The sequence below is a fragment of the Kribbella sp. NPDC051586 genome (genome assembly GCF_044453965.1).
Taxonomy (GTDB): domain Bacteria; phylum Actinomycetota; class Actinomycetes; order Propionibacteriales; family Kribbellaceae; genus Kribbella.
This window is the reverse complement of the sequence record NZ_JBITDF010000002.1, coordinates 1,361,019-1,374,636: the sequence shown is the minus strand read 5'-3', so window position 1 is coordinate 1,374,636 and position 13,618 is coordinate 1,361,019. Positions and strand designations below refer to the sequence as shown.

The window sequence follows — 13,618 nt, the reverse complement described above, 5'->3', positions numbered from 1 at the left end:
TTTCTGGGTGCGGGGAGTTCCCGCCGTACAGAAGGAGTGAGATGAACGGACTGCGGGTGGCGTCCCTGATGGCGGCCACGATGACGACCGGGCTGGTGGCCGGCGTCTATGCGATCTACGCGAACGCGTTCATGCCCGGGCTGGGCAAGACCGACGACAAGACCTTCGTCGCAGCGTTCACCGCGGTGGACCGGGCGATCGTGAACCCGCTCTTCCTCGGCCTGGGCTTCCTGGGCGCGGCCCTGTTCACGGTGCTCGCCGGACTGCTCAGCCTCAAGGAGAAGGCGCTGCCGTGGATCGTGGTCGCGTTCGTGCTGTACCTGGTCACGATCATCGTCACGATGGCGGTGAACGTGCCCCTGAACGACGCCCTGAAGGCCGCCGGAGACCCGGCAACCATCGACGTCGCGGCAGCCCGAGCGGCATTCGACGAATCCAGATGGGTCGCCTTCAACCTGCTCCGGACGATCCTCGCCCTGGTCTCCTTCGGCCTCCTCGGCTGGGCCCTCTACCTGACCGGCAAGTCGGCCGCCCAGCCCTGAGCCTGCGACAATGCGTTCGTGCCACCAGTTCAAGCTCCGCCGTCGCAGCAGCTTCCCGCGGTTCAGAAGTTGCGGGTGAGGTTCGCCAAACGGGGGCGGTTGCGATTCAGCTCACACCGCGACTTCCAGCGGGCGTTCGAGCGCGCCGTCCGGCGGGCCGAGCTGCCGGTGGCGTTCTCGCACGGCTTCAGCCCGCACCCGAAGATCTCGTACGCCGGCGCCGCGCCGACCGGAGCCGCCTCCGAAGCGGAGTACCTGGAGATTTCGCTCACACACGAGCGGGACGCCGACCAGGTCCGGGTCGCGCTGGACGAGGCGCTGCCGCCCGGTCTGGACGTCCTCGAGGTGGTCGTCGCCGGGCCGGGGTCGCTGGCCGACCGGCTGGAGGCCAGCGAGTGGCGGATCGCGTTGCCGGGGGTGGATCCGGAGGTGGCCGCCACGGCGGTGGAGGCGTTCCTGGCCCGGGAGGAAATCCTGGTCCAGCGCATGACCAAACGAGGGGTTCGCTCGTTCGATTGTCGGGCTGCCGTTCTCCGACTCACCGTCGCGAGTGAACAGGGGTCGGTTGAGACGTGTGCGATACTGCAAGTGGTGTTACGGCACGGAACCCCGGCCGTGAGACCCGACGACGTTCTCGCCGGCGTGCTCGAGGTAGCGACGCTCCCGGTGACGGGCCCGGCTCTTTTGACCAGGCTCGCCCAGGGCCCGCTCACCACGGACACCGGCACGGTGGAAGATCCGCTCGCTCGTGACCGCGACGCCAACCAGGCGACCGCGACCGGCCAGGCAGATCCCCACCAGACGCACACAGCGGAGGGCGACGCCGCCGCTCCCTCTGTGCCCTGAGCGCGGGCGGAGCGGATCCAGCAGGCTTCCGCCACGCGGCGGCCCCGGGAAGATTTCCGGGCCAAGCGCGGCGAACCGTGACCGCCTTGTGGCCGCGCCGGACCCGTGACAGGGGTCGCAGGATGCGCCGGAAGGCTTGAGGAGACCCGCACTACATGCTCGACAACGAGCCGACCACCGAGGCAGCCGACACGGCTGCCACCGCCCAGCCAGCCGCCTCCACCCGCAAAACCGCGAAGAAGGCGCCGGCTGCGAAGAAGACCACCACGACGCGCAAGCGCACGGTGAAGACCGCCGAGGCGGCGGTCCCGACCCAGTCCGACGACCGGACCGCCGATCCGGCGCCGGCGCCGGCCAAGAAGGCGGCCGCCAAGAAGGCCGCCGCGAAGAAGACCCCGGCCAAGAAGGCCGCGGCGAAGAAGACCACTCAGCGCGCCGCCAAGAAGGCCGCTGAGCAGGAGATCTTCCCGCAGTTCGTCCCCGAGGACGCGCCGGAGACGCCGTCCGCGGACGCCGCCCCGGCGAAGAAGACCACCCGCAAGCGCACCGCCAAGAAGGCCACTGCCGAGCCGGACCTGCTCAGCGCAGACTCCCCGGTCACCGACGGCCCGGTCGCCGACGCCGAGGTCAGCACGCCGGCGGCCGACGCCCCGGCCCGCACGCGCACCTCGCGTCGCCGTACGACGAAGTCCGCCGAGCCCGCGACCCACTCCGACTCCAGCCCCGCCGACACCTCCGCGCCCGCCGCCGACGGCCCGGACGCCGGCGCCGCCACTGGTCGCCGTGGTTCCGCGTCATCCCGCACCTCCGGGCGCCAGGGCGATTCCGCCGCCTCCCGCACCTCCGCGGGTCAGGGCGATTCCGCGTCCCGCACCTCCGCGGACCGGAGCGGTTCCGCCGGCTCCAGCACTTCCGGGGATCGCGCCGGGTCGGCCGGATCCAACGCTTCTGCGGACGGCGCCGGCTCGGGTGCATCCGCTGATGCGGGCGCCGAGGAGCCGACCACCCGTCGTACCCGCCGGCGCGCAGCGGCCCCCGCCGCCGTGCTGTTCCAGGCGCCGACCGACACCCCCGCACAGCAGGCAGCCCAGCAGGCCGCGCCGCAGCAGGCGACGCAGCCCGCGGCGAGCAGCCCGGCCGAGGCCGCCGACACGACCCCCGAGCCCGGGGCCGACGAGCAGCCGACGGGCAACCGTCGCCGCCGCAGCCGTCGTAACCGCGACGCCGAGGCCCGCGAGACCGAGGCGACCGAGGAGAGCTCGGACACCCAGCCGCAGGCCGTGAGCGCCGCCGACACCATCGACGCCGCTGACACCCCCGCCGACGACACCGGCAGGTCCACCGGTAGGTCCAGGAACCGGTCCGCCAGGAAGACCGCCGGCGCCGCGAGCGCAACCGCCGCGAGCGCAACCGCCACCGGGGAGACCGCCACTGGCGCGGCTGCCGCGAGCGCGACCGCCACGGACCTCGACGCCGAGGCGGACGAGGAGACCACGGACGGCGTGACCGACGGTCAGGCCGACGACGGCGAGGACGGTGGCGAGGGCACTCGTCGCCGCCGGCGTCGTCGCGGTGGCCGCCGTCGCCGCAAGTCCGGTGACGGTGCCGACGACAGCGCCGACGAGCAGTCCGACGACGAGGACGAGCACGACACCCAGGACGCCGACCAGGACGCCGACGCGTCCGACGACGACGGTGCGGCCGACTCCGACGAGGACGGCGAAGGCGGCAGCTCGTCCCGGCGTCGCCGGCGTCGCCGTCGCCGCAAGGGGGAGGACAGCGCCGCGTCCCCCGACGACCCGGACGAGACCGTCGTACGGGTCCGTGAGCCGCGCAGCAAGAACACCGCGAACGAGATCACCGCGGTCGAGGGTTCGACCCGTCTCGAGGCGAAGAAGCAGCGCCGCCGCGAGGGTCGCGCCGCCGGCCGCCGCCGCGCGCCGATCGTGACCGAGGCCGAGTTCCTGGCCCGGCGCGAGTCGGTCGAGCGGACGATGGTGATCCGGTCCCGCGAGGACCTGACCCAGATCGCGGTCTCCGAGGACAACGTCCTGGTCGAGCACTACGTCACCACGGCGGAGCAGAGCTCGCTGATCGGCAACGTGTACCTCGGCCGCGTGCAGAACGTGCTGCCCAGCATGGAGGCCGCGTTCATCGACATCGGCAAGGGCCGCAACGCGGTGCTGTACGCCGGTGAGGTGGACTGGGCGACCCTTGGTGGCGCCAACGGTCCGCGCAAGATCGAGCAGGTGCTCAAGTCCGGTCAGGCGGTCCTGGTCCAGGTGACCAAGGACCCGATCGGGCACAAGGGCGCCCGGCTGACCAACCAGATCAGCCTGCCCGGCCGGTACGTCGTCTACGTCCCGCGCGGCGGCAACGGCGGCATCAGCCGCAAACTGCCCGACACCGAGCGGAGCCGGCTGAAGACGATCCTCAAGGACATCGTCCCCGACGAGGCCGGCGTGATCGTCCGGACCGCGGCCGAGGGCGCCTCGGAGGAGGAGCTGACCGCCGACGTCAGCCGCCTGCAGAAGTACTGGGAAGACATCGACCGCAAGTCGAAGAACGGCCAGGCCCCGCAGTTGCTGCACGGCGAGCCCGACCTGCTGATCCGGGTCGTCCGCGACCTGTTCACCGAGGACTTCACCAAGCTGGTGATCTCCGGTGACGACGCCTTCGACCAGGTTCGCGAGTACGTCGCCGACGTCGCGCCGCACCTGGCCGACCGGGTCGAGAAGTGGAGCGGTGACGGCGACGTCTTCGCGAACTTCCGGATCGACGAGCAGATCAAGAAGGCGCTGGACCGCAAGGTCTGGCTGCCCTCGGGTGGTTCGCTGATCATCGACCGGACCGAGGCGATGACCGTCGTCGACGTCAACACCGGCAAGTTCACCGGCTCCGGGGGCAACCTCGAGGAGACGGTCACCAAGAACAACCTGGAAGCGGCCGAGGAGATCGTCCGCCAGCTCCGGCTGCGCGACATCGGCGGCATCATCGTCATCGACTTCATCGACATGGTGCTCGAGTCGAACCGCGACCTCGTACTGCGTCGCCTGGTCGAGTGCCTGGGCCGCGACCGGACCAAGCACCAGGTCGCCGAGGTCACCTCGCTCGGCCTGGTCCAGATGACCCGGAAGCGGATCGGCACCGGCCTGCTCGAGGCGTTCAGCGAGAACTGCGACCACTGCGGCGGCCGCGGCCTGATCCTGCACGACGAGCCGAAGGAGTCCCGCCGCCGCGACAGCCGCAACGGCCAGGGCAACAACGGCAACAACGGCCAGAGCAACAACGGCCAGGGCAACAGCGGCAACGGTCAGGACCACGGCAAGTCCGCGGGAGCGGAGGAAGGCGGCCGGAAGAGCTCGCGCCGCCGCCGGGGCAAGGGCCGCGGCGAGGAGGAGGCCGCCGAGACTGGTGAGTCCAGGGCGGCCGAGACCGCGCAGCACAGCGCCGACGCCGCCCAGAAGCTCGCCCAGATCGCCGCCGCCTCCGTGAAGAAGGACGACGAGTCCGGTACGCCGGAACCGACCGGCTACCCGATCTCCGCCCAGGCCGACGAGCACGTCAGCCCGGAGGCGACCGGCTTCCCGGCCGAATCGGCCCAGGCGACCACCGTGATCACCGAAACCCCGGAATCCACCGGGACCGAGGCCCCGTCGGGCGAGGCGGGCGAGGCAGCCGACCCGGCCGACGCCGCGCAGAACGGCGCCACCAAGAGCACCCGGCGTCGGCGCAGCAGCCGCAGCCGGAGCAAGACCACTACCGACGGTGAAGGCGCGGAGCAGTCCGAAACGCTCGTCACCACCGGCAGCTAACCGATTTCGGGTTTGCCGACCCGGGGTTGTAAGCTATTGGTTCGGTGCGCTGAGGCGCACCGAACCTGTGCTTGATGTGAGAGTGAGTGGATCACAGCCTCTCGCGTCACGCTTGTAATTTTCCGAACCAGCAGAGAGTGAGATCCACGGTGTACGCGATCGTGCGCAGTGGCGGCACCCAGCAGAAGGTCGCCGTCGGCGATGTCATCGAGATCGACAGCCTGACGGACAAGGTGGGCGACACTGTGTCCCTTCCGGCGGTCCTGGTCGTCGATGGCGACACCGTGACGACCGACTCTGCGGCGCTGGCCAAGGTGGCCGTTTCGGCTGAGGTTCTCGGCCGCTCCAAGGGCCCGAAGATCACCATCCTGAAGTACAAGAACAAGACCGGTTACCGCAAGCGCCAGGGGCACCGTCAGCACTACACCCAGGTCAAGGTCACCGCGATCGACGCGAAGAAGAAGTGAGCTGATCCAGAGATGGCACACAAAAAGGGAGCAGCGTCGACCCGTAACGGTCGCGACTCCAACGCGCAGCGTCTCGGCGTGAAGCGGTACGGCGGTCAGCTGGTCAACGCCGGCGAGATCATCGTCCGTCAGCGTGGCACGCACTTCCACCCGGGCAACCTGGTCGGCCGTGGCGGCGACGACACGCTGTTCGCGCTGGCCGAGGGCCACGTGGAGTTCGGCACCCGGCGCGGTCGCCGCGTCGTCAACATCGTCCCGGCCCCGGCGGAGTAACACCGCCACCCGGTACAACAAGCTCTGTCAAAGGGCGGGTCGCGGAATACCGCGACCCGCCCTTTGCGTTGCCCACCCCGTGCGGCCCATTTCAGAGGTTCACCCCCGAAATGGTCCCTTCACCGGCCGCATGAGGCTGGGGAAGGGGCGACGGCACACGTGAACCCCTGAAATGCACGGCGAGCGAGTCCAACAGGAAGTTGAGAGACACCGATGGCCATCCCCAGTTTCGTCGACCGCGTGACGGTGCAGGTCGCCGCCGGCCGCGGCGGAAACGGCTGCGCCTCGGTGCACCGGGAGAAGTTCAAGCCCCTCGGTGGTCCTGACGGCGGGAACGGCGGCGACGGCGGCAGCGTGATCCTGCGCGTCGACCCCGACGTCACCACCCTCGTGGACTACCACCGCTCCAGCCACCGCACCGCCACGAACGGTGCCCAGGGCAAGGGTGATCACCAGGCCGGCAGCAACGGCGGTGACGTCGTCCTCGCGGTCCCCGACGGCACGGTGATCAGCACGCCCGACGGCGCCGTACTCGCCGACCTGGTCGGACCGGGCGCGGAATTCGTCGCGGCCCAGGGCGGCAAGGGTGGTCTGGGCAATGCGGCCCTGGCCAGCAGCGCCCGGAAGGCGCCTGGATTCGCCTTGCTGGGCGAGGACGGCGAGGAGCGGACGCTCGTCCTCGAGCTGAAGGTCGTCGCCGACATCGGCCTGGTCGGCTTCCCGAGTGCGGGCAAGTCCTCGCTGGTGGCCTCGATCAGCCGCGCCCGGCCGAAGATCGCCGACTACCCCTTCACCACCCTCATCCCGAACCTCGGCGTCGTCGTTGCCGGCGACGTGACCTTCACCGTCGCCGACGTACCCGGTCTGATCGAAGGGGCGAGCGAGGGGCGTGGCCTGGGGCACGACTTCCTGCGGCACGTGGAGCGGTGTGCGGCGCTGGTCCATGTCATCGACTGCGCGACGTACGAGCCGGGCCGTGACCCGCTCAGCGATCTCGACACGATCGAGGCCGAGCTCGAAGCGCACGGTGGGCTCGAGGACCGGCCGCGAATCGTTGCCCTGAACAAGATCGACGTACCCGACGCGCGCGAGATCGCCGACATGGTGCAGGCGGAGCTGGAGCAGCGCGGGCTGCGGGTGTTCCCGATCTCGACCGCCTCGCACGAAGGCCTGGAGTCGCTGAAGTTCGCGATGGCCGACATCGTCGTACGGCGCCGCGCGGAGGAGGAGAAGCCCGACACCACGCGGATCGTGATCCGGCCGCAGGTGCAGGGCGGGCCCGAGTTCAAGGTGAAGAAGCTGCCGGAGGACGGCGGCTGGCTGGTACAGGGCGCCAAGCCCGAGCGCTGGGTCCGGCAGACCGACTTCGCGAACGCGGAGGCGACCGGTTACCTGGCGGACCGGCTGAACCGGCTCGGCGTCGAGGAGGAGCTGCTCAAGCTGGGTGCGATCGCGGGTGACGCGGTCGTGATCGGCGACGGGCCGAACGCGATCGTGTTCGACTTCGCGCCCGACATCCTGGCCGGTGCGGAGATCCTGGCCCGGCGGGGTGAGGACCACCGGCTGGAGGAGGACCGTCCGGCGGCCCAGCGGCGGCGGGAGAAGGATACCGAGTACCACGCCCAGAAGGGCCTTCGGACCGACTACAAGCAGGAATGGGTCGATGACGACGTCGACCTGTCCCCGGCCGAGGCCAAGCGGGCGGCGGTGAAGGCGGAGAAGCTGGCGCGCAAGGAAGCGCGCGAGCTCGAAGCGGCGGAAGAAAGCACAGATCAGGACTTCTGATGGAAGCTCGCGCGGAGGTCGTTGCGGCCACGCGAATCGTCGTGAAGGTCGGCTCGTCATCGCTGACCCAGCGCGGAAAGATCGACCTCGAACGGCTCCGGCTGCTCGTCGACGCCATCTCGGCGCGACGGGTGGAGGGGGCCGAGGTCGTGCTCGTCTCGTCCGGCGCGATCGCCGCGGGGCTGGCGCCGATGGGCCTGCGATCGCGACCGCGTGACCTGGCCACGCAGCAGGCCGCTGCGTCGGTCGGGCAGGGCCTGTTGATGGCTCGCTACAGCGACGCGTTCGCGGCGCACGGGTTGCGGGTCGGGCAGGTGCTGCTGACCGTCGACGACGTGACGCGGCGCAGCCACTACCGGAACGCGTACCGTACGTTCGCGCGCCTGCTCGAGCTCGGCGTCGTACCGATCGTGAACGAGAACGACACCGTCGCGACCACAGAGATCCGCTTCGGCGACAACGACCGGCTCGCGGCGTTGACCAGCCATCTCGTGCACGCGGATCTCTTGCTGCTGCTCTCCGACGTCGACGGCCTGTACGACGGGGATCCACGCAAACCCGGTACGTCGATGGTCACCGAGATTCGCGGCTCCGCCGACCTCGAGCCGCTGGCGATCGGCAAGAGCGGATCGTCCGGCGTCGGCACCGGCGGCATGCAGACGAAGGTCGAGGCGGCCGCAATCGCCACGGAGGCAGGGATTCCGGTCGTCCTGACGTCGGCCGGACGCGTCGGCGAGGCGCTGCGCGGCGATCCGGTCGGCACCCTCTTCCACCCGACCGGGCGCCGCCGCAAGACCCGCCTGCTGTGGCTGGCACACGCCACGTCGGGCCAGGGCATACTCCGTTTGGACGAAGGAGCCGTCCGCGCCGTGACCCAACGCCGCGCATCCCTCCTCCCGGCCGGAATCTCCGCCGTGGAAGGCACGTTCTCTGCCGGCGACCCCGTCGACCTGGTGTCGCCCTCCGGCGTCACCGTCGCCCGCGGCCTGGTCAACTACGACGCCTCCGAACTCCCCAACCTCCTCGGCCGCTCCACCCGAGACCTCGCCCGCGAGCTCGGCGCGGCGTACGAACGCGAGGTGGTCCACCGCGACGACCTGGTCTTGCTGTGAAAGACCGGGGTTCTGCAGTTCGACAGGAGGTCTGCGGTGGTTGGGCTCGGTTCCGGCTGCGCGCAGGCGGGCGGTCGTCGGCAGTGGACGTATACGTACTGTCGAGCTGCAGCTGTGGAGAATCGCCACCATTCACCAACCTCGGCTGGAACCGCTGCGAGGTGGGTCTCCGCGCGTGACGCGAAGCCAGCTTCTGTGGTTGATGAGTGGTGCAGGTCCGGGGTGGGCTGAGACGGCGGGGGAGCGCTGGGATGGGGCGCACTACGATGATGGCGTGAGCGAGATCATCGAGTTGGCGCGGCGGGCGCGTGAGGCGTCGTACGCCTTGGCGGACGCGTCGCGGGCGACGAAGGACGCGGCGTTGCACGCGATGGCGGCGGCGCTGCGCGAGCACACGGACGCGATCGTCGCGGCGAACGCTGTCGACGTCGCGGCGGCGCGCGAGGCGGGTACGCCGGAGTCCACGGTCGACCGGTTGGCACTTAACCCAGCCCGTGTCGACGGGATGGCCGCCGGGCTCGAGCAGCTCGCGGGGCTGACGGATCCGGTGGGCGAGGTCGTCCGCGGGTACACGCTGCCGAACGGTCTCGAGCTCCGCCAGGTCCGCGTGCCGTTCGGCGTCGTCGGGATCATCTACGAGGCCCGCCCGAACGTGACCGCCGACGCCGCGGGCATCTGCCTGAAGTCCGGCAACGCCGTACTGCTCCGCGGTTCCTCCTCCGCGGCCAGCTCCAACGAAGCGATCATCGCCGTACTGCGGGACGCCGCTGAGTCGACCGGCCTGCCGGCTGACGTGATCCAGGGCGTGGCGACCGATCGCGCCGCGGTGAAGGAGCTCATGCAGGCGCGCGGACTGGTCGACGTACTCATCCCGCGGGGTGGCGCAGGCCTGATCCAGACCGTCGTCGGCGAGTCCTCCGTGCCGGTGATCGAGACCGGCGTCGGCAACTGCCATGTGTACATCGACTCCGAGGCGGACCTCGATCTTGGGCTCGAGATCCTGTTGAACTCGAAGACTCAGCGGCCGAGCGTGTGCAATGCGGCCGAGTCGCTGCTGGTGCACTCAGCCGTCGCTCCTGAGTTCCTGTCTCGCGCGCTGCCCGCCCTGGCGGAGGCCGGTGTGACGGTACACGGGGATCCGACGGTCGTTGCTGCTGGCAAGGATGTGGTCGCGGCGACCGAGGAGGACTTCGGGACGGAGTACAACTCGCTCGATCTGTCCGCCGCGGTGGTGGACTCGCTCGAGGATGCGGTCCAGCACATTCGCCGGTACAGCTCGGGGCACACCGAGGCGATCATCACCCGGTCGCAGTCTGCGGCCCGGCGCTTCACCCAGGCGGTCGACTCCGCTGCTGTCGTGGTCAATGCCAGCACGCGCTTCACCGACGGAGGCGAGTTCGGCTTCGGCGCCGAGATCGGCATCTCCACCCAGAAACTCCACGTCCGTGGGCCGATGGGCCTGCCGGAGATGACCTCGACGAAGTACATCGTCATCGGTGACGGCCAAGTCCGCACCTGAGGGCTTTGGTCAGTTCAGGAGCTGCGACGCGTCCTTGACCCTGATGAACGGCGGCTCGGCGCTCAGGATCGCGAGAGCCGCCCGGTGGTCCGCGCCCACCTCAAGCTCCTGCACCTGAATCCCCGCTGGAACACCGGCCTGCAGATCACCGCGCAGCCCTTCGCCGGTCGCCTTCAGCACGGCTTCTTTGCGTGTCCAGTACGTCGTGAACGCCTGCGCCTTCGCGATCCCGTCGTACCCGCTCAGGTCGCGCACTTCGTTTGGTGAAAGCGCGACCCGAGCCGCCGCATCGACATCCAACTCCGGATCAACCGCCTCCACGTCGATCCCCACGGGCACGTCGGCAATCGCGACCCCGACCAGGTCCCCCGAGTGGGTCACCGACAGCTCCACGCCATCGGCCCGCACCTTCCCGTGCGGCTTCCCGCACTCGGCGCACGTCCGATCCAACCCGACCTTTGCCGCAGGCAACGAAAACCGCCGCCCGAGAACCCGCCGCGTAATCGTCACCCCCAGCAGAAACCGCGCCCTGTCCACCTCCCGCACATACCCCGCCAACCGCCCCCGCTCCGCCCCATCCAAGTCCTCGACAAACACATCCCGAGCCGCACCAACCCGCCCCCACCAAACCTCAACCCCCGGCCCACCACCCACACCCTCGTGCCCACTATCCACACCCGCGTGCCCCACGCCCGCACCCGCGTGCCCCACGCCCGCACCACCCATACCCACGCCACCCACACCCACACCACCCACACCCACACCCACGCCACCCAGCGCCGCGCGACCCGCGCCGGGGCTGGGGGCCGGTGTCACACCGGCCCCGGTGTCCATGTGAGCTTGCCGGTTTGCAGGTCGTGCAGGACGCCGTCGATCCACTTGGCCTCCGCGATCGCGACCGCGACCTGGTACTCCGTTTCCAGCAACGCGAACCGGGGGATCGGCTGCCCGTCCACCTCCGACCGCAGCTCGAGGTGAAGCTCCGAGATCCGCTTCGTCAGCAGCTCCCGGCGCTGGGACAGCAACTCGCCCGCCGTCTCGGGCGTCACCAGCATCACGAACGACAGCGCCGCCGGAAACTCCGGGAACTCGTTCCTCGGCGTCGTCAGGATCTCGGACAACCACTCCCGGCAGATCCTCCGCCCCTCGTCCGTCAGGTGGTACGTCGTCCGCTCCGGATAGCGCTCGTCCCGCTCGGTCGCGCCGGCCGTGATCAGCTCGGCCTCCTCGAGCCGCACCATCATCCGGTACAGGCTCGTCCGCTGGCCGACGTTGACGACCTGGTCCTTGCCCCATTGCTTGATCAGCCGCTGGATCCCGTACGGATGCATCGGCCCGTTCTCCAGCAGGCCGAGGATCGCGAGTGCGAGCGGTGAGCGTCGAAAGGTCACGTCGTCAGCTTAAGTGGTCAAAGACACTAGTTGCAATGTAACTAGATTCCATGTAACTATCGAGCCATGAAGACCGCAGAACTGACCCAAGGCACCGTGACCTCCCGCGACGGCACCGAGATCGGCTACTACAAGACCGGCCAGGGCCCCGCCGTCGTCGTGCTGCACGGCAGCATGGAGTCGGCCCGCAGCCACACCCTCCTCGCCGAGGCGCTGGCCGACGAGTTCACCGTCTACCTCCCGGACCGCCGCGGTCGAGGCCTCTCCGGCCCGCACCGCCCGGACCACACCGTTCGCACCGAGGTCGAGGACCTGCAAGCGGTCATCGAGGAGGCCGGCGCAGACCGCGCGTTCGGTGTCAGCGCCGGGGGAGCGGTCGTCCTCGAAGCGGCCCGCACCCTCCCCGCCCTCAAGCAGATCGCCCTCTACGAGCCTGCGATCGTCGCCGACGGCGCCCCGCACCGCGCATGGCTGACCCGCTTCGACCAGGAGATCGCCCGCGGCGACCTCGCGGGCGGGATGGTGACGAGCATGTTCGGCTTCGAGATGGCCCCGCCGTTCCTCAAGGTCATGCCCCGCGGCCTGCTCCGCTGGATGACCGAGAAGATGATGGCCAAGGAGGAGCGTCAGGCTCCGGCAGGCGCGATCACCATGCGCCAACTCGCCCCCACGATCCACGCCGAAGGCGCGATCGTCGCCGAGCTCGCCGGCACCTTCGACAAGTTCCGCTCCGTCAACGCCGACGTGCTACTCCTCGGCGGCACGAAAGGCCTGCCCGGCCTCAAGCCGGGTCGCGCCACCCTGGAGCAGGTGCTCCCGCACTGCCGACGGATCGAGTTCGACGGCTACGACCACGGTTCGTCGTCGGACCCCGGCGGAGTCAACCCGACCGGCAAGCCCGACGCGGTACGCCGGATCGCCGCAGAGGTCAGGGCCTTCTTCAAGCAGTCGTGAGCGCCCAGTCGACGGCATCCGCGATGTCGGTGACCGGATACCGCACATCCCGCACGACGCGATCGCTGCCGATCACCAGCACGACCCGCTTCAACCGCTCGTACCCACCCGCCCGGAACGTCGGCAGCCGCAGCGCCGCCACCAGTTCCAGATCGAGGTCCGACAGCAGCAGGTGTGGAATCTCCTCCGCCCGGGCGAACGCCTGCTGCTCGTCGGTCCGCTGCGTGCTGACCCCTCGTACGGCGATCCCGCGAGCCGCGAAGTCGTCGTACCGTCCGGCGAACAGACGGTTCTCCAACGTGCACCCGCTAGCCCCCGCGATCTCGCTCCACCCGTCCGGCAACGGAGTCGGCCGCCCGGTCGCCGGATAGCCGAAGAGCACGGTCGCCCTCGCGTCCGCATCCACCACGTCGACCGTCGTACCGACGATCGACGGCAGAGCGACGTACGGGACCCGCTGACCAACCAGTTCGTGCAGCCGATGTGCCGGCGGCTCGTCCGCCGAGTTGGTCCCGCTGAGCGAGCCGTCGCCGAGCAGCCACCGGTCGCCCCAGTCCTGCAGCGCGACGAGCACCGGCAGCAGCGCCCGCCCGCGCGGCGTGAGCCGGTACGCGTAGCGCTTGGGCCGCTCCTGGTACGCCGACCGGGAGACGATCCCGCTCTCGAGCAGACCGTTGAGCCGCTCGGTCAGCACCTTCCGCGAGATGTGCAACGACTCCGCGAGCTGGTCGAACCGCTCCAGCCCGCGCGCCAGATCCCGGACGACCAGCAGCTCCCAGCCGTCGCCGATGACGCCGAGGGACTGCGCGATCGCACAGTCCGGCTCGGGCGAGAAGGTGCTCCGCCGCACGACGTACTCCTTCGATTCCGGTTGCCACCACGCTAGCTGGCCAAGTAAGTTCCCAATAGGAACT

The 13,618-nt window shown here is 70.0% G+C and carries 12 protein-coding genes; 9 read left to right on the top strand and 3 right to left on the bottom strand.

The window, feature by feature from the left end; all coding sequences use genetic code 11:
- The first annotated feature begins 41 nt into the window (after positions 1–41).
- The 8 genes from ACIA58_RS16890 to ACIA58_RS16855 all read left to right on the top strand — a co-directional run bounded on the left by ACIA58_RS16890 (position 42) and on the right by ACIA58_RS16855 (position 10,359).
- Positions 42–542, top strand: coding sequence for a DUF1772 domain-containing protein (locus ACIA58_RS16890; RefSeq protein WP_396404569.1), 501 nt, complete (start codon positions 42–44; stop codon positions 540–542).
- 18 nt (positions 543–560) lie between these two features.
- Positions 561–1,388, top strand: a complete 828-nt coding sequence (locus ACIA58_RS16885) for a TIGR03936 family radical SAM-associated protein (RefSeq protein WP_396404568.1) — start codon at positions 561–563, stop codon at positions 1,386–1,388.
- Positions 1,389–1,543: 155 nt separating this feature from the next.
- Entirely contained in the window at positions 1,544–5,203 is a 3,660-nt protein-coding gene (locus tag ACIA58_RS16880) for an Rne/Rng family ribonuclease (protein ID WP_396404567.1), read from the top strand.
- Positions 5,204–5,352: 149 nt separating this feature from the next.
- On the top strand, positions 5,353–5,670 hold the full coding sequence (gene rplU, locus ACIA58_RS16875) for a 50S ribosomal protein L21 (RefSeq protein WP_350852094.1): 318 nt from the start codon (positions 5,353–5,355) through the stop codon (positions 5,668–5,670).
- A 12-nt stretch (positions 5,671–5,682) separates the two neighbouring features.
- Positions 5,683–5,943: a 50S ribosomal protein L27 gene (gene rpmA / locus ACIA58_RS16870; RefSeq protein ID WP_130381076.1), complete on the top strand. Its 261-nt coding sequence runs from the start codon at positions 5,683–5,685 to the stop codon at positions 5,941–5,943.
- 213 nt (positions 5,944–6,156) lie between these two features.
- Entirely contained in the window at positions 6,157–7,728 is a 1,572-nt protein-coding gene (gene obgE, locus ACIA58_RS16865) for a GTPase ObgE (RefSeq protein ID WP_396404566.1), read from the top strand.
- Complete coding sequence (proB, locus tag ACIA58_RS16860) at positions 7,728–8,840, top strand: glutamate 5-kinase (protein ID WP_396404565.1); 1,113 nt, start codon at positions 7,728–7,730, stop codon at positions 8,838–8,840. Before obgE ends, proB begins: the two co-directional genes overlap by 1 nt.
- 274 nt (positions 8,841–9,114) lie before the next feature.
- Positions 9,115–10,359, top strand: a complete 1,245-nt coding sequence (locus ACIA58_RS16855; RefSeq protein ID WP_396404564.1) for a glutamate-5-semialdehyde dehydrogenase — start codon at positions 9,115–9,117, stop codon at positions 10,357–10,359.
- Between the two features lie 9 nt (positions 10,360–10,368).
- Here ACIA58_RS16855 and ACIA58_RS16850 read toward each other — a convergent pair whose 3' ends face one another.
- Positions 10,369–10,956, bottom strand: a complete 588-nt coding sequence (locus ACIA58_RS16850) for a 4'-phosphopantetheinyl transferase family protein (RefSeq protein ID WP_396404563.1) — start codon at positions 10,954–10,956, stop codon at positions 10,369–10,371.
- Between the two features lie 215 nt (positions 10,957–11,171).
- Positions 11,172–11,750, bottom strand: a complete 579-nt coding sequence (locus tag ACIA58_RS16845) for a PadR family transcriptional regulator (RefSeq protein ID WP_396404562.1) — start codon at positions 11,748–11,750, stop codon at positions 11,172–11,174.
- A 66-nt stretch (positions 11,751–11,816) separates the two neighbouring features.
- Here ACIA58_RS16845 and ACIA58_RS16840 point away from each other — a divergent pair, with 66 nt between their 5' ends.
- Complete coding sequence (locus ACIA58_RS16840; protein WP_396404561.1) at positions 11,817–12,704, top strand: alpha/beta hydrolase; 888 nt, start codon at positions 11,817–11,819, stop codon at positions 12,702–12,704.
- Here the strand turns inward: ACIA58_RS16840 and ACIA58_RS16835 are convergent.
- Positions 12,691–13,554: a winged helix-turn-helix transcriptional regulator gene (locus ACIA58_RS16835; protein WP_396404560.1), complete on the bottom strand. Its 864-nt coding sequence runs from the start codon at positions 13,552–13,554 to the stop codon at positions 12,691–12,693. The genes ACIA58_RS16840 and ACIA58_RS16835 overlap by 14 nt on opposite strands.
- Positions 13,555–13,618 lie beyond the last annotated feature (64 nt).

Bases quoted from the DNA above. Each gene is read 5' to 3' on its own strand.
- ACIA58_RS16890 (WP_396404569.1), top strand. From the start codon at position 42: ATGAACGGACTGCGGGTGGCGTCCCTGATGGCGGCCACGATGACGACC.
- ACIA58_RS16880 (WP_396404567.1), top strand. From the start codon at position 1,544: ATGCTCGACAACGAGCCGACCACCGAGGCAGCCGACACGGCTGCCACC.
- rpmA (WP_130381076.1), top strand. From the start codon at position 5,683: ATGGCACACAAAAAGGGAGCAGCGTCGACCCGTAACGGTCGCGACTCC.
- obgE (WP_396404566.1), top strand. From the start codon at position 6,157: ATGGCCATCCCCAGTTTCGTCGACCGCGTGACGGTGCAGGTCGCCGCC.
- proB (WP_396404565.1), top strand. From the start codon at position 7,728: ATGGAAGCTCGCGCGGAGGTCGTTGCGGCCACGCGAATCGTCGTGAAG.
- ACIA58_RS16840 (WP_396404561.1), top strand. From the start codon at position 11,817: ATGAAGACCGCAGAACTGACCCAAGGCACCGTGACCTCCCGCGACGGC.